At 49.9% G+C, this 19540-nt stretch carries 17 protein-coding genes; 10 read left to right on the top strand and 7 right to left on the bottom strand.

Going from position 1 to position 19540, the window contains the following annotated elements; all coding sequences use genetic code 11:
- Positions 1-74 precede the first annotated feature (74 nt).
- Positions 75-2165: a bacterio-opsin activator gene (locus MKX76_RS17430; RefSeq protein WP_210095360.1), complete on the top strand. Its 2091-nt coding sequence runs from the start codon at positions 75-77 to the stop codon at positions 2163-2165.
- A gap of 265 nt (positions 2166-2430) precedes the next feature.
- On the opposite strand, the gene MKX76_RS17425 is transcribed toward MKX76_RS17430, so the two are convergent.
- Positions 2431-2988: a hypothetical protein gene (locus MKX76_RS17425; protein WP_341034298.1), complete on the bottom strand. Its 558-nt coding sequence runs from the start codon at positions 2986-2988 to the stop codon at positions 2431-2433.
- A 181-nt stretch (positions 2989-3169) separates the two neighbouring features.
- On the opposite strand from MKX76_RS17425, the gene MKX76_RS17420 reads away from it, so the two are divergent.
- The 3 genes from MKX76_RS17420 to MKX76_RS17410 all read left to right on the top strand — a co-directional run bounded on the left by MKX76_RS17420 (position 3170) and on the right by MKX76_RS17410 (position 6173).
- A complete protein-coding gene (locus MKX76_RS17420) occupies positions 3170-3763 on the top strand; it encodes a TetR/AcrR family transcriptional regulator (protein ID WP_144870946.1) in 594 nt (197 codons plus the stop codon).
- Between the two features lie 272 nt (positions 3764-4035).
- Complete coding sequence (locus MKX76_RS17415) at positions 4036-5157, top strand: beta-ketoacyl-ACP synthase III (RefSeq protein WP_341034297.1); 1122 nt, start codon at positions 4036-4038, stop codon at positions 5155-5157.
- Between the two features lie 158 nt (positions 5158-5315).
- Positions 5316-6173, top strand: coding sequence for a hypothetical protein (locus tag MKX76_RS17410; RefSeq protein ID WP_341034296.1), 858 nt, complete (start codon positions 5316-5318; stop codon positions 6171-6173).
- A 50-nt stretch (positions 6174-6223) separates the two neighbouring features.
- Here the strand turns inward: MKX76_RS17410 and MKX76_RS17405 are convergent, their stop codons facing one another.
- From MKX76_RS17405 to MKX76_RS17385, 5 genes are all read right to left on the bottom strand, one after another.
- On the bottom strand, positions 6224-7012 hold the full coding sequence (locus MKX76_RS17405) for a response regulator transcription factor (protein ID WP_341034295.1): 789 nt from the start codon (positions 7010-7012) through the stop codon (positions 6224-6226).
- Positions 7005-8705 carry a sensor histidine kinase gene (locus tag MKX76_RS17400; protein ID WP_210095365.1) on the bottom strand — a complete coding sequence of 567 codons (1701 nt, stop codon included), beginning with the start codon at positions 8703-8705 and terminating at the stop codon, positions 7005-7007. The genes MKX76_RS17405 and MKX76_RS17400 overlap by 8 nt, the downstream gene beginning before the upstream one ends.
- A gap of 134 nt (positions 8706-8839) precedes the next feature.
- The gene (locus MKX76_RS17395; RefSeq protein ID WP_028406417.1) at positions 8840-10495 is read right to left on the bottom strand and encodes an ABC transporter permease subunit; all 1656 of its coding nucleotides are present in this window, start codon (positions 10493-10495) and stop codon (positions 8840-8842) included.
- Positions 10492-11604 carry an ATP-binding cassette domain-containing protein gene (locus tag MKX76_RS17390; protein WP_028406416.1) on the bottom strand — a complete coding sequence of 371 codons (1113 nt, stop codon included), beginning with the start codon at positions 11602-11604 and terminating at the stop codon, positions 10492-10494. Before MKX76_RS17390 ends, MKX76_RS17395 begins: the two co-directional genes overlap by 4 nt.
- Before the next feature lie 22 nt (positions 11605-11626).
- A complete protein-coding gene (locus tag MKX76_RS17385) occupies positions 11627-12649 on the bottom strand; it encodes an ABC transporter substrate-binding protein (protein WP_028406415.1) in 1023 nt (340 codons plus the stop codon).
- A 246-nt stretch (positions 12650-12895) separates the two neighbouring features.
- Here MKX76_RS17385 and MKX76_RS17380 point away from each other — a divergent pair, with 246 nt between their 5' ends.
- The 4 genes from MKX76_RS17380 (at position 12896) to MKX76_RS17365 (ending at position 16457) form a co-directional block, all read left to right on the top strand.
- Positions 12896-13123: a hypothetical protein gene (locus tag MKX76_RS17380; protein ID WP_028406414.1), complete on the top strand. Its 228-nt coding sequence runs from the start codon at positions 12896-12898 to the stop codon at positions 13121-13123.
- 275 nt (positions 13124-13398) lie between these two features.
- Complete coding sequence (locus MKX76_RS17375; RefSeq protein ID WP_028406413.1) at positions 13399-13773, top strand: BlaI/MecI/CopY family transcriptional regulator; 375 nt, start codon at positions 13399-13401, stop codon at positions 13771-13773.
- A 9-nt stretch (positions 13774-13782) separates the two neighbouring features.
- Entirely contained in the window at positions 13783-15306 is a 1524-nt protein-coding gene (locus MKX76_RS17370) for a M56 family metallopeptidase (protein WP_445669856.1), read from the top strand.
- A gap of 275 nt (positions 15307-15581) precedes the next feature.
- Positions 15582-16457 (top strand): radical SAM/SPASM domain-containing protein, encoded by an 876-nt coding sequence (locus MKX76_RS17365; protein ID WP_144870950.1) that lies wholly within the window; start codon positions 15582-15584, stop codon positions 16455-16457.
- Positions 16458-16495: 38 nt separating this feature from the next.
- Here the strand turns inward: MKX76_RS17365 and MKX76_RS17360 are convergent, their stop codons facing one another.
- Complete coding sequence (locus tag MKX76_RS17360) at positions 16496-16777, bottom strand: hypothetical protein (protein ID WP_007131178.1); 282 nt, start codon at positions 16775-16777, stop codon at positions 16496-16498.
- Between the two features lie 14 nt (positions 16778-16791).
- On the opposite strand from MKX76_RS17360, the gene MKX76_RS17355 reads away from it, so the two are divergent.
- Together MKX76_RS17355 and MKX76_RS17350 are read left to right on the top strand one after the other, a co-directional pair.
- Entirely contained in the window at positions 16792-17547 is a 756-nt protein-coding gene (locus MKX76_RS17355; RefSeq protein ID WP_007131179.1) for a sugar phosphate isomerase/epimerase family protein, read from the top strand.
- A 156-nt stretch (positions 17548-17703) separates the two neighbouring features.
- Positions 17704-19176: a DEAD/DEAH box helicase gene (locus MKX76_RS17350; RefSeq protein ID WP_007131180.1), complete on the top strand. Its 1473-nt coding sequence runs from the start codon at positions 17704-17706 to the stop codon at positions 19174-19176.
- The last annotated feature ends 364 nt before the right edge of the window (positions 19177-19540 follow it).

Here is a 19540-nt window from a genome sequence, read left to right as displayed (position 1 = left end):
TAGTATACAAATAGAAGGTTGATTGGTTAGCGGATTTCGGCTTGCGGGAAGCGGATGGGGTGAGGATATAACGAATGGAGAACATGGCAAGGCATCGCATCATCGGTTTTGATCGGGAAATGATGAGCTTCACGGATTGGCTGACGGACGCCCAGGCGAAGACATCCATCTTTTCGATATCAGGGATCGGGGGCATTGGCAAAACAACGCTGCTGCTTCAAATGGCTCGCACGGCAAGGCAGTTTTCCGTACGTTCTCTTTGGCTGGACGGACGAGGCGGCTTAACGACATTGGGTTCTTTTTTGGCGAGCCTGGAGATGAGTCTGGCAACCGAATACGGTAGAACCCGGGATCGGGATGCGGCGCTGCTGTCTTACATCGCTTCGGAGTTGTCGCTGGTGCCTACCGTCTTGCTCATAGACAACTGTGAGGAGATTGAAAGGCTGGAAGGCTGGCTGTTTTCGAGCTTCCTTCCGGAATTGAAGTCTGCCCGCGTGTTGTTCGTATGTGCCTCGCGCAATGGACTGCCGCTCCAGTGGCAGACGAATCCGGAATGGAAGTCCCGACTACGAAGATTCCCTTTGCGGCTGTTTACGCGAGAAGAGGTCTACGATTATTTAGGTAGCAGCGGCTTGCCTGTGGAATTGCAAAGGGAGATTGCCCAGAAGACGGACGGCCACCCGTTGTCGCTCGCCTTGACCGTGGATATGCTGTTTTCCGAATCTGCGGAAGAGCGGGATGTATGGCGGGAAGTTCCGGCAGTTTTGAGCGCCGAATTTTTGCGGGAAGCAGCCTCCCCCAACCTCTACCGCGCGCTGACGGCCTTGTCGCTCCTGCCGGCAGCCGATGAGGCGCTGCTGAACCGTTTGTTGGACAAGCCCTTGGAAGGGGCGGACTACTACCAGCTGACGGCCCTTTCATTTGTTCGGGATACGATGGATGGAATATCGCTGCACCAGGTCGTCGCTCGAATCCTACGGGAGGATTTCGCGCGCAGAACCCCCGAGCAATTCGAAGCGGTTCGCCATCGAGCGTTCGTCCTGCTGGCGGAGCGGTTCCATTCGGTCGATCACCGGATGCAGATGCGCCTGAGCGCCCATATCTTGGAGCTGTACCGCGAATTTTTGCCCTCTGCCCATGCTTATGCCAATTTCTCTTCAAGCCTGAAGCCCGGCGAGCAGAAGCCGTTCCAGCTGGAGGATCTGCCGGATTTGCAACGCTTTATGAAGGCGTCGATTCTCGGTTCCGACTGGCAGTCCGAGCTGGTCGAACCCGCCGATTACCCGGCTTTGCTGGACGGGATTGCCGCTCGATTTCCCGAGGGGATCTTTGTTGTGCGGGACGAGAAGGGGAGACCGCTGGCGTTCTGCGCAGGTCTGTGGCTGCACGCCTTGAGCATGCCCTTGCTGGAACGATACGCGCCTGGATGCAGACAGATGCTGGGCGAAGAAGCTTTTTCGCTGCATGAGCTTCCTCTGGAGGCGGCCGATACGATATTCGTCCTGTTGTCCGCAGTCAATTCCGAGCATTCCTTATATCGCCCCGAAGAGCTGGGGGCCTTGCTGATGCAGCAGTGGCTGGTCCATATGACTAGGGGGCTGCGGGGGATCCTGGCGGCAGCGGATCCGCAGTTGAATGCCTTATTATCGGTACTAGGCTTTCAAGCGTGCGGGAAAGTGACGGGATTCGCGGGCATCGAGTTGACGACATGGGAGCTTGATTTTCGGCAATCGGCCTTTGATCAGTGGATTCAGCGGATCATTCGGCAAACAGAGACAGCAGCAGCTCAACCAGCGCTTCCAAGGGAGAACGATCATCGTCTATCCATTGAAAGAAATGAAATGAAGCAAATGCTGGAACGGCTGTTTGAGCTAGACAAGCTGGAAGAACTCCCTGTCATGCGGCGTTTCTGTTGGAGCGGGATGCAGGTGAGGGCAACCATTCAGGAGATTCTGGCCGACACTCATCAGGCGGGGCCGCTGACGGCAATGGAGAAGGAAATCTTAATCGCGGGTTATCTGCGCAAGGACCGGAATAAAAGCGAGCTCGCAGCATCCTTTCATATGAGCAGGGCGACCTTTTACCGACATATGCGTTTGGCCGAACAGCATCTGGCTTATGTGCTTGGCGATAGGCTGAGGCAGGCGGAAGGGGATTCGTTATGAACGAAAAAAGAAGTAACCCGCTACAGGTTGATCGGCCTGAATGAGACGGGTTACTGTCTTGTGAAACACGGAGTGGGGCAATCCCACTGCAAATGCTGTATAGGGGAGCAGTCCTGGCTGACTGCTCCTTATTCTAAATTTATCATAGCATTTCCCGAGTTATACACCTTCTTAAGTTGAAAAACTTCATCAAGATGAAGCAGGATGTGTGGGGCTACCGTTTTTTTTGCCCCTTCTCAAGTACTCCAATTCCATCCTCCACCCTTCACCGGCAGGGTTTCCCCCTCCCATAATGATCGACAGCGAAGCCGAACAATACCTTGATCACGAACAACATACCAATGATCAGCATATAAGGCGTGATTCCCGGCAGCATGGGCATGCAGCCCAGGCCGGCGGCCATCATCAAGCTCGCTGCGAATAATTGCGTGTGCTTCCCGATTAAGGCATTCACGATCAATGCTCCGATAACCGTATAAGCCCATATTCCTAAGGCATATTCCGTGTCGGTATTTAGAAGAAAAGCGATCAGGACGATATGGACATGTATCGCAATAAATACGATTCGATTGGCAGGCCGCACTGCATAGAAGTTGCTGGTGGAAGCCGTAAAATTCGCAATGCAGCCGGCAAACACGTCGAAGATCAACAATAAGGCCAGGATGTTGCGCCATGCCGGCAAATGCCCGGTCATTTCCGGGAATCGGTAATATAACGCAGCCGTCAGCATGCCTCCGAACAGCAGGATTGTCAGAATGGCTCCTACGGACTGCTTTTCTCCAAATACATCGTGCAAATAAGAAGGCATTCGCAGCTGTTTCATTTCGCTTCACTCCCATCATGATTGGAACATCCACACACTTATTTTAAAAGTTATGTAGTGAATTCATTGTTATACTCTAAAACAATTATATCGACTTGAATCCGATGGTTCAATATGTTTTGTAGTATCTCTATTGAATCAGTCTAAAACTTTGATTAAACTACATATGAGGTGAAGGCTGATGAACGGCTACGAACGACGGAAGCAGAAGAAGATGGAGCAAATTTTCGAGGCATCGATTGAATTATTTTTCAAACACGGCTTTCAGAAGGTCAACGTTAATGAAATCGCGCAGAAAGCAGAGGTCTCTCCTGCAACGATATATAATTACTTCGGTACGAAAGAGCAGCTATATGCCGATTCTCTGGCCCATTGGATGGACAAGCAGCTCGAGCAGTATGAGGCTATTCTGGATTCCCGGCGGACTTTTCCGGAGAAGACTAAGGAAATCATGCTGCTGGAGGCGCGTAATCTGAACATTTTAGGCGAGGAATTTCCGAAAGTCCCATCCTCCGAATTAAGTGGGCTGATGGACATGATGGACCGCTATAGCGAGGAGAAAATCGTCGGCTTTTTCAAAAGGTTTATCGCGCTCGGCAAGCAGGAGGGATATATTCGGCCGGATCAATCGGAAGAAATGCTGATGCGATATTTCACGATGTTCCAGAATGAACTGCGTCGGCACTGGGAGTCAGCGAATCAAGAGCGGATGACCTGGAGCATGGATCAATGGATGGAATTGTTTTTCTATGGGATAGCTGGACGAGGGAACTGACATGAATGACATGAAAGGGCTCATTCTAACTTGAACACGAGTTAGAAATGAGCCTTTTGCACGTTAAAGTCCTCTGCCCTTTACCGAGCCGATTCTTTGAAAGTGCCTCTCTTGGGCTCTTTGCGATGATACCTGAATCTATCTATGGATATTAATGATCATCACAGGTTGCCAAAGGCCGTTAGATTATTCTCTTAATTTTAGTCATTTCTTGCATTCATAGAAATATAATATACCAATATTAACCAAATTCTATATTTGCGAGGTGTGCTATGAATTCCGTTTATATCACAAGTGTGGGAAAATTTCTCCCTGGTTCTCCGGTTAGTAACGAAGAGATGGAAGATTATCTTGGCAAGATTGGAGGGAAGTCTTCCAAAACCAAAAGGCTCATTCTAGAGAAGAATCAAATTCGGTCCCGCTATTATGCCATAGATAAAGAGCAAAAGAGCTTATACACAAACGCTGAGATGGCATCATTAGCTATTCGGGATGCCTTGGAGCGAAACGGCAGCGTAACCGACCAAGATATCGATTTCCTAGCGACGGGTACGACAAGGGCAGATTTGCTCCTGCCAGGATTTGCGAGCATGGTGCATGCAGAGACGGGCTTGCCCCCTATGGAAATTGCGTCTCATTCCGGATTATGCGCCAGCGGAATGCATGCACTCAAGAATGCGTATGTACATATCAAAGCTGGGGAGCACCGGGCGGCCATCGCCTGTTCCAGCGAGTTTTTGAGCCGCGAATTCAAACATACGAAATTTGAAGCGCAGGGGATTTATAGCAATAGCCGGGTGCCTTTTGACACGGATTTCTTACGTTTTATGCTTTCAGATGGGGCAGGAGCAGCTGTATTGCAAAATGAGCCTTCCTCCAATAGGCCGTCGCTGCGTATTGAATGGATCGATAACCAATCCTATGCGAACCAGTATGAGGTGTGTATGTATTCAGGCATGAGTAAGGAGAGTGGAATTCGTTCCTGGCTGGACTATCCCTCCATTCATGAAGCAGCCGACCAAGGAGCTCTGAATTTGAAGCAGGATGTAAGGCTTGTCAATGAAATAACAAAGGTAGGCACCAATCGAATTTTGGAACTCGTGGAGGAAGGGAGGATTAATCCTGAGAGAATAGATTGGATGGTGTGCCACTATTCATCGCATTTTTTCAGGGATGAAGTCTTCCGGCTACTGGACCTTGGCGGAGTGAGGATTCCGGAAGAGAAATGGTTTACGAATTTATATACAAAAGGGAACACAGGCGCAGCATCGATCTATATTATGCTGGAGGAGCTGATGAATGAAGGACATCTCACTGAAGGAGAGCAGGTGCTCTGCATCGTCCCCGAAAGCGGTAGATTCCAAATCTCGATTATGCTGCTGAGCGTAGTGTAAGCATAGAAGACGCCATCGTCAGACGGCGTCTTTTCTTTCCCTCATTAAAACAGCCATCATCCTGCGACGCATAAGAAGATTCTTTAATCATTTATAGAGGAATAACCCCCATATAATCGAATAACGCTAGAAACTAAAACGAAGAGAGGGATACTCTGATGAACATGCAGACACTAGCAGAGAAACTGAGTGCCGGCGAGTTTGATGATATTCTAAAACGTGACTTTTCGCGGGACATGATTTCTGAATTAGAACAGATGAACGCGGTCCAATTGGAAAATAAACTGAAAGACATATTAGCCGTACCGATCGATATATCCAAGCCGAGGGTATTCGAATACCTTCAATTGTATTATTCAGCATCTTGGCACAATCTCTTCATGGAGCTGAATCTCCCCCGTCCTTTAAGCCTTTTGGAGGTAGGTTCAGGTGATATTGTATACATTCCAAAGGCTTTAGACGCTTATTCCAACAACATGGGCACCTATGTGACTGCCAATCTCAACAGGGAGCTCACCCGAAGCTTTCAGGACAAAACGAAAGGAATGGACATCAACGTACAGGTGATTGAGGACGATGCCGCAAATATCGGTTTATATTATCCGGCGTCCTCCTTTGACGTTGTCGCTTTCCATCACGCAATTAACGATATCATCCAGACCATTATCGCCGACCGTGAGGGCATTGATACGGTAAATCATGATTGGTGGACCATCGAACCTCTAATGCTGCAAGCTGTTATGGATTATCACCGAAAAGGCATGTTGAAGGATGCAGCATACGATGCGTTTATCCAAATCATGGACACAAGCCGCAAGCAGTTAAAAAGCGGAGGGTACATGATCTTCGATAACATTACGTATGCCGGATATGATGAAATGGGTTATTCCTCCGAATTTCACAGCAGCTATATAGAGCTCGCAAGAAGCTGGATTAGCGAAGCAAACCTAGGTCTGGAAGAGATTGAAATCGATTCGTATGATAACCAATGGTGGATGGTATTGAGAAAAGTGTGATTCGATTATCCCGGGGAACCACCCGCCGCGCCACAAGTTATTCTCTCATCCTACGATTGCTTCTTCTCGAAATACTCCTGATACTGGCTCGGCGTGACGTGGGCGTACTTTTTGAAGATGCTGATAAAATATTTATAGTCGCTAAATCCGATATCCTGTGCGATGGTGTATACTTTGTTACCGCCTGACTTCAGTAAATCGATCGATTTCTGAATGCGGTAGCGATTGAGAAAATCATTGAAGGTATAGCTTGTCTCGGCCTTGAATTTCTGGTTCAGGTAGTAGGCGCTTAAGCCGAGCTCTTCCACGAGATCGTGAATGCTGATTTTCTTGGCATAGTTCTCTTGGACATAGGCGATCATCTTGGACACATACTTCGAGGTTTTGGTTTCCTTCTCCAGAAATTTGCTGCTAAGAATCTCTTCCTTTTCCTGCGGATGCTTCGAGATCACTTCATATTTGCGGAGCAGGTCCACTTTAGACTTGGCCGATTCCAGGGCTTCAACCAGCTGCTCGTCCTCGAGCGGCTTCACCAGAAACTCGGTCACGCCTAATTGGAGTGCCTGCTTCGCAAGGTGGAATTCATTGTAGCCGGAGATAATGATGCTGCTGAACGTATGCTGCTTGAGGCCTTCGCGGATCATCGTGATCCCGTCCATGATCGGCATGGTAATGTCGGTGATGACGATATCCGGCTTCAGCTCACAGATCTTCTCGTAGCCATCCTGTCCGTTCAATCCTTCTTCCATGACGATGCAATCGTATTGAACCCAGTCGATGCTGAACCGTATCCCCCTGCGAATCATATCCTCATCTTCGACCAGCAGAACTTTAAACATGATATCCACTCCATTCGTAAGGAATCGTAAGTGCGACACAGGTGCCTGTTCCTTCCGCGCTGTCAATATGGATGCCGGATTCCTCGCCATAAAGAAGCACTAAACGGCGATGAACGTTGTACAGCCCGATATGCTGCGTCGTATTCGTCTGACTCTGCAGAATGTGGTTCACTTCCTGCAGCCTCTGCGCACTCATGCCTTGTCCGTTGTCGCGCACCTCCAATATGAGCTTGCCGGTGGAGGTGTAAATGTTAATTTCGATCAGCACCTCGCTCTGATTCTCATAGCCATATTTGATAGCGTTTTCGATTATCGGCTGCAGCAGCAGCTTGGGGACGTATACATCCAGGGTTTCCTCCGCGACGTTAACCCGATATTCCAGCCGGTCGTTGAACCGGATTTGCTGCAGCTTCAGGTAATCGCGCACATAGCTCATGTCATTCTTCAGCTGGACGCTGCGGTCAGGCCCGATGCTGTACCTTAGCAGCCGGGATAGAATCAGCACGATTTCCTGGGCTTGATTCGCGTCGATCTTAATGGCATAGCGCAGAGTTTCCAGAACATTGAAAATAAAATGCGGATGGAACTGCGATTGCAGCTGCTTCACCTCGATAATCGTGCGGAGCTCCGACAGCTCTTTATTTTTCTCGATCAACTCTTTCAACCGATCCAGCATTACATTGTACTCATTACCGAGAATTTGAAACTCGTCGTTCGTCTGAATGTCGACATAGCCATTGAAATTACCTTCGCGCAGCTGTTCCAAGGCATGGATTAATTTATCGATCGATTCGGAGTTGCGCGCCGACATTTTATTCGCCAGAAACTCGATCAACACCCACAACAGCAGGCCGGCAGCAAGGACAAAAAACGATACCGTAAAGTAGGTATATTGCTCCGATTTGTAGGAATTCAGCGTAACGACTTGAATCGGCGTACCGGGGATTCGCTTGGCATACATGTAGTATTTGCCTTCGTTCAGCAGTACGCGTCCCTTGTTATCGAGCTTGGGGCTGAATTTATTCAAGCCGCCTTTGGTCACATTGCTCGTCGTGGCTATGATGGTGTTATGCTCATCGGTGATCATGGCAATCTCATTATTTTGCTTGAAAATCACCTTCTGCATATCGGCTTCGTACAGCTGATAAATGATATAGCCGATCGTCTCGTTGTCCTTCACGATGGCTTGGCCAAACGTATAGCTCGTATCGCGGTCATGCGAATAACGGAAGCTGTTCATTTCCGATAGCGTGTCGCCGGGGCGCTGATCGATCCGGTGAATCAGGTTGCCGAAGGCGAAATTGGAATACAGCACGTCGGGCGGGGCGGAGCTTGCCAGAAAGACCCCGTTGGTATTGACGATATGAAAAATGCTCTTGACCTTCTGCCGATTGTTGAAATCATAGAACTCGGAATATACCTGCTCGCTGCCCAGATGGGAGCTTACATAATTGATCACGGTAGGAGAGGCGGCCATCCGCTGAATCTCCTCCTCGTACTGCCGGTATACGTCCGATATGGTCTGGCTGATGGACTGGGCGGCTTCGGTCGTTTTTTGGGTCAGGTTCATTCTGCCATTCACGATCGTAAACGCCAGGAACAATACGATTAAGATGGAGAACGGGATCATCGCATAGATGCGAAATAAATGACGGGTTGATTCCTTGAAGTTACGATAACGGATATGCTTCATGCTGCCCTCCACCTGCGGTTAGCTGTCAAACCTATTATACTGACTCGGAGCAACCGCAGATAATCCAAATACATCCAAGCCGCTCCCTTCAGACTGCAGGTGCCGACTTGGATGTATTCTGTGTTCTAATGGTTTTACATGGAAACTTCCTTCTGTCCGGAGAGCTTCAGGAAGACGAGCAGGGATACCACCGTAATGACGGTCAGAATCGTGGACAGCGCTGCCGCCACCCCGTAGTTCCCGCGGACGACCTCGGTATAGATGGCCACCGTTACGGTCTTGGTCTTGCCTGTATACAGAATGATGGACGTGCTTAACTCCGTAATGATGGTAATCCAGCTCAGGATCGCGCCGGACACAACGCCGGCCAGCATCATCGGTAGCGTAATCTTGAAGAACGTCTTCATCTGGGAAGCTCCCAGACTGATGGCTGCTTCCTCGATCCCGTCGTTAATCTGATGCAGGATCGCAGCGCTGGATCGGATCGTATACGGCAGGCGCCGGATGACAAACGATATGATCATAATGACGGCCGTTCCGCTCAAAGCGAGCGGCTTATTGTTGAACGTGATCAGCAGCGCGATCCCGAGAATGGAGCCGGGAACGATATACGGGAACATTGTGAAGATGTCCAGCGTGTTGGTTAGCGCATTCTTTCTGCGAACGGTTACGTAGGCGATCAGAATCGCCAGCAGGATGATGACGATCAGCGACACGATGGCCAGGAAGAACGTGTTCAGAATGACGCCGCCAATATTACTGAAGGCATCCTGGTAGCTTTGGAGCGAGAACCCTTTAACGAACACTCTGCCGTTGGATTTCAGGAACGAAGTATAGATGACATAGAGCTGCGGCAGCAGTGCGATTAACGTGTACAGATAGATAACGGCATGGGCCGCGATATTGCCGAATCCCTTCTTCTTCTTGGCTTCGATCGGATGCAGTGCGCTCATCGTAAAGGACTTGCGATTGGCTACGAATTTTTGCAGCAGGAAGATCGTAGTGGCGAACAGAACGACGATGACGCTGATCGCTGCCGCAAAGCCGTCGTCGCCGCCGACCTCGCTGATGAACTCGTTAAAGATCAGCACGGGCACGGTCTTGTAGCCCTCGCCGATCAGCATCGGCGTACCGAAGTCGGCAAGCGCGCGCATGAAGACGAGCAGACCCCCGGCCAGCAAGGTTGGGGTAATGAGCGGGAGGAGCACTTTGCGCATTTTGCTTAAGCCCTTATAGCCCATGCTTTCCGCAGCTTCCATCAGCGATTGGTCCATATTCTTCAAGGCGCCCGATACATACATGAAGATCAGCGGGACCATCTGCAAGGTCAAGACCACCAAAATCCCCGTAAACCCGTAGATATCCGGCATTTGGATTCCGAATGTGCTGCTCACGAATTTGGTAATGACGCCGCTTCTTCCCAGCAGCAGGATCCAGGAGTAAGCTCCGATAAAGGGAGCCGACATTGACGAGATCAGAATTAACACCCGAATGGCCGAACTGCCTTTAATCTTCACCGTTGCCATGATGTAGGCCAGCGGCGTAGCGATAATCGCGGCAAGCAGGGTTACGCTGACGGTGACTTTGACGCTGTTGAACAGGGCATTTAAATAGTAGGGCTTGCTGAAAAATTTCGTGAAGTAAGCCAGCGAGAAATCACCGGTCGTGCCGTTGAACACACTTTTAAACAGCATCGTAAACAAAGGCAGGGCCAGAAAAAGAATGTAGAACACAAAGATCAGTAACGAAATGTTGGTCCAGACATCAAATCGTTTGCGCGTGTCTCTCATAGCCGGGCGCCCCTTGTATAGTTCAGCTCTCCTGCCGCATCATAGACATTAATCTTCTCTTTCTTCACCTTGAGATAGATGACTTGACCAGGCTCGAGGATCTGTGACGCTTTCGATTCCTGGGTGATTTCCACGCGTTGACCGGACGCCAAGTCCACAAAATAATGGGTGTTCTGCCCCAGAAATACGCTGTGTACGATCGTTGCTTTCATGCCGGTCTGATCCTCGGTCAGAATGAATTCTTCCGGCCGAACCGAGATTTGAACATTTAGCGTATTAGCTGCGGCCTCGGCCTTCGGAACCTCGATGTTAGACAGCTCTTCCGCATAGCCGGAGCCGAGCTGCAAGACATAGCTGCCGCCTGCTTCTTTCGTTATACTTCCCGCAAGAATGTTGGTGCGGCCGATAAAGGTCGCAACGAATACGTTCGCAGGACGCTGGTAAATCTCCTGAGGCGTTCCGAGATGCTGAATGACGCCGGATTTCATGACCGCAATGCGGTCGGATACCGCCATGGCTTCCTCCTGATCATGCGTAACGTAGACGGTGGTGATTCCGACTTCTCTTTGAATGTCTTTAATTGCGTTACGCATGTCGACGCGAAGCTTGGCGTCGAGGTTGGAGAGAGGTTCGTCCATCAGCAGGACATCCGGCCGGATCACAATCGCTCTTGCTAGCGCTACGCGCTGCTGCTGACCGCCCGACAGGTTCTTCGGCATGCGGTCCTTATAGGGCTCGATCTGAACGACCTTCAAGATGTCGTCGACCTTGGCGTTAATCTCCGCCTTGGATAATTTCCGATTCTCCAGTCCGAACGCAATGTTACCTTTGACGGTCAGGTGGGGGAAGATCGCGTAGCTTTGAAATACCATCCCGATATTTCGCTTGCCCGGCTCCACCTGGTTAATGACACGCTCGTTAAAGTGAATTGTTCCGCCTTCAATGCTGTTAAAGCCGGCGATCATGCGCAGCAGCGTCGTCTTGCCGCATCCCGAAGGCCCGAGCAGGGTGAAGAATTCACCCTGCTTGATCTCCAGGGACAGCTCGGGAATGACGGTCGTGTCGCCGTATTTTTTGACTAAGTTTTGAATGGTTATGGTCACGCTCATGGTTGTCACCTGATTCTATAATTTATTTAACGCTAGTGAACAAATCGACATAGCGCTCAACGATTTCGGATTTATGCTCACTTACATAGTCTGTGTCTTCCTCAATCATGTAGATCTCTTCATAAGGCTTCATGTGGTCGCCGAGCTTCGTATCCTGGCGAAGCGGACGGTTCGTTAATTGGGTGCCGAATGCATCTTGTGCTTCTTTAGAGAGAATGAAGTCGATGAACTTCTTGGCATTGTCCATATGCGGAGCGTCTTTGACAATCGCCGAGCCTGCGTCGAGGAACACTGCGCCTTCTTTCGGATAAACGATTTCGACCGGGGCCCCGTTCTTCACATAGGTGCTGGAAGGATCTTCGTAGGTCAGGCCGACGACATATTCACCGTCTGCCACGCTTTTGTGGACCGCGCCGGAGCCGCTGGCGATTTTGCCGTCGAGGTTCTCGATCAGCTGGGCTACATAGCTCCATCCTTGCTCGCTCTCATAATCGCCGCCCATCGCCTTCAGCATATTGGTTAGCTGGGCGAAGGCGGAGCTGGAGCTTGCCGGGTCGGCGGAAGCAATCTTCCCTTTGAGCTGCGGGTTCAGCAAATCCGCATAGCCTTCGATTTTGATGTCACCGATGAGGTTTTTGTTGACGAGCAGCACGCTGCCATCCGAGATATAAGGAGTGGCGAAGCCGGTTTTATTGCGGTGACCTTCTATCAAATTTTTGTCTTCAGGTGACACATAAGGCTCCCACAGCGCGGCATTTTCACGGAAGCCGGCCATCGAACCGCCGAACATCACATCGGCGTAAGGATTTTGCTTTTCCGACTGTAAACGCTTAATAATTTCTCCGGTGCCGGCCGTGACAAGCTCAACCGTAATCCCGGTTTCCTTCTCGAACATCGGAATGATTGTTTTGATGATTTCCTCGCTATTCGGGCTGTAGATGACGAGCTTATTCGACGAACCGGAGTCGGACTCGCCGCTTGCGCAACCGCTTAGCGCCCCTATAATGAGCATGCAGGTTAATAGTAAAATCGACAGCTTTTTCATGGTTGATCCCCCTTGAACATAGTTCATTTCGTAATTGCATGTTCATTGTAGCAGGGATGATAACGTTTACATAATCCCATAATCCGCAAACATCATCTAAAATACGCAACCTATTTTGGAGTGGAAAGGAATCCGGGCAGGAACATTTGTAAGAATTCTTTCTCATTGGTTAGGGCAAGATAGGCTTTGGAACGGGTCTGGCAAGAAAGCCTGTTCCTGTCACCATTTTCGAGGGAGTGAGCTATGATGGCTAACAAAGACGATCGTAATTCAAAGGTTGATTCTGACCGCGACATAACCAAGATGGATGTTAACGCTGGAGAAGCTTTAGGCACCGCTGGCGGTGGCGTTGCAGGTGCCGTTGTAGGCTCCGTTCTAGGTCCAATCGGCACCATTGCGGGTGGTATCGCTGGTGCAGCATTGGGGAACAAAGCAGGCGAGGCAGCAGAAGATAACGACAAAGAATCCAAGTAACAGGCGTTAACACTACGATATCTGTACGAGTAAAAAATAAGAGGACCCGAAGGAGAAACTCGGTGCTCGTGATCATTTAAGCTGTATTGTAGATAGAGAACCGCGCTCCCGCGCGGTTCTTTAATTTTGCGTATGAGTGCTATGAAGTCGTATGAAGTCGTACATTCAGTCCCTTCGCTTGACATATCACTACATGGTGTAGTAGTTTATAATCACTACACTGTGTAGTGATTAAGCACGTTATGGACGCATAACGACGTAAAGAGGTGTTCACCGTGAACCAGGTTCAAAAATTATCGGATACTGAAATGGAGCTCATGGAGGTGATTTGGGAGTGTACCCCGCCTGTCACATCCACCGAACTACTTGCACTGTTCGCCGAGAGAGGGAAGGAATGGAAGGCGCAGACCATTTCCACCTTCTTATCGCGCTTGGTGGACAAAGGAGCACTAACGGCTACGAGGCATGGACGGACGAATAAATATACGCCTCGCATTTCGCCTGAAGATTATAAGCTCATGGAAACGCAGCATGTTCTGGACGGATTATATCAGGGCTCGGTTAAAAATCTAATTTCAGCTTTATATGACGGCGATAAGCTTTCAGATGAAGATATCGCAGAGCTGAAGCAATGGTTCTCGGAAAAGTAGGGGGGCATGATGAATACGATTCTCCAAATGCTGTTTACCCTTACCGCTGCTGGAAGTGCCGTCGTAGCCTGCATACTATTGCTGCGGACCGTATCCGCCAATGCCTTTCCTGCAAAGTGGCGCTATGGAATGAGCAAAATGGCGGTAGGCTTTTATCTTGTGCCCATAGCCCTTGGCATTCAGTGGATCTCGCCGTTGTTTACATTCAATGCAACAGCAACCGCTCCCACCGCGAACGAGCTGTCTTCAACTGTGCAGCATGCGCTGCCTGGTCCATATTCGGCAGTTCATCCGAAGCTGCTCGTCCCGGAACTGACCCTGTCAGCAACCGCGGCCGTTGTACTTATTTTCTTATGGGCACTCGGCGCTATAGCTTTTGCTGCATGGCAGATGTATTGTTATCGCAGATTTTTAATGAAACTAGAACCAACCCGTACGATCGCTCCGGAAAGCAGCGAAGCAGCCAAACAGCTCGCTTTCGTCAGGGAAGCCCTTGGTGTGAAAAGCAGCGTCAGGCTTGCCTACAGCCCCATCGTTCGGAGTCCCGTTCTCGTCGGCCTATGGAGACCAACCATTTATCTCCCTATAGAGAATACCGTTAACCTGGACATGGTGATTCGTCATGAGTTGGTCCATCTGAAACGGAAGGATCTATGGATCAAAGCGTTCACGCTCGGAGCAAGCGCCTTGCATTGGTTTAATCCCTTGGTGCACATCCTTCGCAAGGATATTCATCTTTGGAGCGAGCTGTCCTGTGATGAAGAAGTCGTACAAGAGATGTCTCATACCCAGCGAAAACGCTATGGGGAGACGATCTTAAGCGTCATGGCAGGATCAAGGAATTTGCCCGTGCAATTTTGCGCCTCCTTATCCGGTGACGGCAAACAATTGAAAAGGAGATTGATGATGATGCTTAATGTAAAGAAGCCTAAAAAGAAAACAGTGTACCTCACCATAACAGCGTTGTTTTTAGTGGGTGCAATTAGCACATCCGCAGCGGCATGGGCGTCTGGCAATTCGCCCAAAGTCGTTGGCAATGAGGAAAGCCGGCCGGAAGCTAAACCAAGCGAAGCGGCCCCTAAAGCGGCGCCTTCTGAAGCCGTAGCTGGCAATGAAGGGAACCAAGTTGTAACTCTTCCCAAAGAAGCTGCCCCTGCCCCTAGAGAAGTCGTCGTTGAGAATGAAGGAAATCATGTTGTAACTCTTCCCAAAGAAGCTGCCCCTATGGCGGTCATTGTCGAGAATAGAGGAAGCGATGTTGTAGCTGCTCCAATAGAAGCTGCTCCTAGGGAAGGTGTCGTTGAGAAAGCAGGGAACCAGGTTGTAACCTATCCAACAGAAGCTGCCCCGGCGGAAGCCGGCGTTCAGAATGAAGGAAGCCAGGTTGTAGCTCCTCCTAAAGAAGCAGCTCCTTCGGAGGCGGTCGTAAGTGAAGGGAACCAAGTTGTTGCTCCTTCAACAGAAGCTCGACCTGCCAAGGAGGGTTATAAGCTGCAGCCAAACGAGGCCCCACGGGAAATTCCATCACGCTAAGATTCATGACACTTGAAGAGCTTGCTGAGTATGTTTGATACTGATAAGTTGCGCATTCCAACATATACGGTGAACGTTAATTCGAGCAAAATGAGAGAAGAGGGGGCCCCCTCTTCTCTTTACTTTATACAGAATGGCATCAGATTAATATTTACAGCTGTAGCTGTAGTTGTAGCTGTAAAAGCCAGCCTATGGTACGATGTGGATGATTGATAGCTAGCAAACTAGCAGATCATCATCATGCGATCATAGACATCTGGATAGGGGATAAGATCTTGAAGAAATTTAAGAAGGTTTACATAGAAATTACGAGTATTTGCAATCTGGCCTGCACGTTCTGCCCGCCTACGGAGCGTAAGGCCAACTTTATTAAGGTGGAGGACTTCGCGAGAAGATTGGACGAGATCAAGCCGCATACGAGTTACATTTATCTGCATGTGAAGGGGGAGCCGCTGCTTCATCCGAAGATCGATCAGCTGCTGGATGTGAGCCATGAAAAAGGGTTCAAGGTCAACATCACGACCAACGGCACGCTGATCGCGAAGAACCGGCATAAGCTGCTGGGCAAGCCGGCCTTAAGGCAGATGAACTTCTCGCTCCACAGCTTTGACGGCCATGTCGGCTCCACGGACCGTGAGGGATATTTGCGGGACATTCTCTCTTTCGTACGGGATGCCAAGGAGCATAATGTGATCTTCTCCTTCCGCTTGTGGAATTTGACGCAGGACAACCAAACGAACCTGGAGAAGCAGCGAAACCGCCAGACGCTTGAAATTCTGGAGAAGGAATTTAATCTCGACTACCGCATCGAGGAAAAGGTGGAGCCCGGCGGTGGCGTGAAGGTGGCCGAGAACGTCTACCTGAACCAGGACTACGAATTCCAATGGCCAAGCCTGTCGGCACCTGAGGATGACGGCAAAGGCTTCTGTCATGCGCTTCGCAGCCAGGCCGCCATTCTCGTGGACGGGACGGTCGTGCCGTGCTGTCTGGACGGGGAAGGCGTCATTAATTTGGGTAATATCCACCGAACGTCGTTCTCGGATATCGTTGACGGGGAGCGGGCCAACAACCTTGTGGATGGATTTTCGCGCCGGGAAGCCGTCGAGGAGCTATGCCGAAAATGCGGGTATCGGCAGAGATTTGGGGCGTAATCTGACTGCATATAAAAGCGATTGATCGGGGCTGCGCGCTAAGGCATCAGCATATTGTAATTAAAAAAACGATCCATAACAGGATCGTTTTGTATATACGTGAGGTCCATCTCGACGTTTAGCTTTTCTCTTGTGATTTGGTTAACTGCCTCCACGACCTCGGCGGTATCTTTCTTGTTATTGCCCATTATGACAACGTTAAGCTTTACGAGCTCCTTTTCTTTCAAATCTCCTTCAGCGACAGGTCCAGAATCGTTCTTGGCGCCGGAACCGGAATCTTTGCCTCCGCAAGCGGCAAGGATCATCGAAAGCGCTAACATGATGACGAGCCCGCATGACAAATCTGAAGGTTGCGTTACAGTTGTATACTTTGAGGGATTACGATCAGGAGGATTTCGCTGCGAAGCTTGGAAAGGTAAGGGAGGCCGGCTATGACGGCGTTGAATTCGTAGGATTTGCCGATATTTCGGCAGAAGCGATGAAGGCGATGCTCGAGAAGTCAGGACTGGAAGCCATGGGCAGCCATACCCGAGTGGAGGAGCTGATGGATCATCTGGACGAGGTTATTGCTTACAATCAAGTGATCGGCTCGTCCTATATCGTGATCCCGTACTATAAGATTGAATCGATGGAAGACGTACATAGCCTGGTCGATATTGTGAAAGAGATGGGTCCGAAAATCAAGGCTGCCGGCATGGATCTTCTATATCATAACCATTACCATGAGTTTACGAATGAGTTCGGAGACAAGCCGATATTGGAGATGCTGCGAGAAGCAACAACGGAAGCAGAGCTGGGCTTTGAAATCGATATGTTCTGGACGACGCATGCTGACCGTGAGCCGGTGGGGGTTATGGAACACTTCGGTTCCCGCTGCAAGACCGTTCACGTGAAGGACATGGTAAATAAAGAAGGTAAAGAGATGACCGAGGTAGGAACGGGCATCCTTGATCTGAAAGGCATTATCGAAAAGGCCAAGTCCTTGGGTTACAAGTGGGTCGTTGTTGAGCAGGATCGCATCAAGATCGATGGCTATGAGAGTGTCAAGATTTCGCTTGATCATGTGAAAGCAATGCTGGAGGATCATTAAGGTTAGGTAAAAGCTATATCAACAGTTCGGGGATCGCCAACAGCATAGCCGGACTTCAAGAGGCGGAGATAAATTCCGCTTCTTTTTTCATGCCGATCTGTGGTATCGTTATGTGTTATGACTTAAATTTCAGGTATTCACCATAAAGGAGACCCCATGACATTTCAAGATTTAAATATATCCCCGATCATTCTCAAGGCGCTGGCCAAGGAGAATTACAAGACGCCGACGCCTATTCAGGCTCAGGCCATCCCGGCTGTGTTAGCCGGCAGAGATTTGCTTGGCTGTGCCCAAACCGGGACAGGGAAGACCGCTGCTTTTTCGGTACCGATGATCCAGCTGTTAAACGAACAGCCTCCTAAACCAGGTATGGGACGCCGCATTCGCGCGCTGGTGTTGTCGCCGACTCGCGAGCTTGCCCTGCAAATTTCGGATAACGTCAAAGCTTATAGCCAGTTTACGAAGCTGCGTTCGACCGCAATTGTCGGTGGCGTTTCGCAAAAAACGCAGGAGCGGGCCCTTCAGCAAGGAGCGGACATTCTCATCGCCACCCCGGGCAGACTTATCGATCTCATAAATCAGAAGCACGTCGATCTGCAGCATGTGGAGATTTTGGTGCTGGATGAAGCTGACCGTATGCTGGATATGGGCTTTATTCATGACGTGAAGCGGATCATCGCCAAAATGCCGAGCAAAAAACAAACGCTCTTCTTCTCGGCAACGATGCCTTCAGAAATCACCCAGCTGGTCAAAACACTACTGCATAATCCCGTGAAAGTAGAGATTACCCCGGTTTCCTCTACGGCCGAGCGTATCGTGCAATCCGTGTACCTGCTGGAAACGGGGAGTAAGCAGAAGCAATTGAACGAGCTGCTGAAGGATCCATCGATTGCATCCGCATTGGTCTTTACCCGTACGAAACGCGGAGCTGACCGGGTTGCGCGCGGTCTGAACAAGGTGAATATTACGGCTCAGGCCATTCACGGCGACAAATCGCAAACCAGCCGTCAGAACGCACTTAATAATTTCAAAAGCGGCGAGACGCGGGTATTGGTGGCAACGGATATCGCCGCGCGAGGCATTGATATCGACGAGCTGTCACATGTCATTAACTTCAACCTCCCGAATATCCCCGAAACGTATGTTCACCGGATTGGCCGAACAGGGCGCGCGGGGCTGAGTGGAACGGCAATTTCGTTCTGTGAAGTGGACGAGGTGCCTTTGCTCCGGGATATAGAGAAGTTAATCGGAAAGTCCATTCCGGAAGTGAAGGATCATGCCTATCCGATGTCCGGCTCATTAAGAGCCGCCAAGGTAGACCAATCCCCGAAATCGGGCTCGGCCAAGCCCGGCCAAGCTAAGTCGGCAGCAGTCAGACCTGCTAAACCGAAAGCTGATACCACTCGCAAGCCAAAGACCGACAAGGCTCGTAAACCGAAATCAGACGCGGCTCGCGATTCGAGCACGAATTCGCCACGTAAGCCGAAAGCGGAGGCAGTTAATAATCCGTATTTAGAGATGGCACGTAAGCTGAAGTCGGAAGCTGCTCTGAACCCTAAGGATGGCCAAGCCCGTAAGCGCAAGTCCGATGGATTCAAAAAGGGAAGCAAGACGGGCAGATCCTCGTAAGCAGAAATAACGTATGGGGGATGATTTCATAGGCGACAGCCATCCGGGCATACTCCAAACCACGCATCGTGCGAACGATGTATACGGGCATTCCCGGCATTTCTGACAATCCCCCTAATAGAAAGCACCCTGTCTCACTTTGTTGAGAATGACCCCCGTTTGTGAGACAGGGATCAAAACGCCTTGCAAGTTTAAGCAGCCAGTCGCCGTAAATTATTCGGTGACTGGTTATTTAGTTTCGTTTGAATGGGAGACTAACGATGATGCATCCTAACAATTTTGGAACAATAGCAATATTCCAGCGTATATACAGGAAATGATGCGGGATGTAGTGGGAAAGGCAATGAGCAAGGACAAACGGTCG

The organism is Paenibacillus sp. FSL R5-0810 (assembly GCF_038002285.1).
Classification (GTDB): Bacteria; Bacillota; Bacilli; order Paenibacillales; family Paenibacillaceae; genus Paenibacillus_AQ; species Paenibacillus_AQ lactis.
The sequence above is the reverse complement of the archived record's forward strand: the minus strand, read 5'-3'. Positions and strand labels throughout refer to the sequence as shown.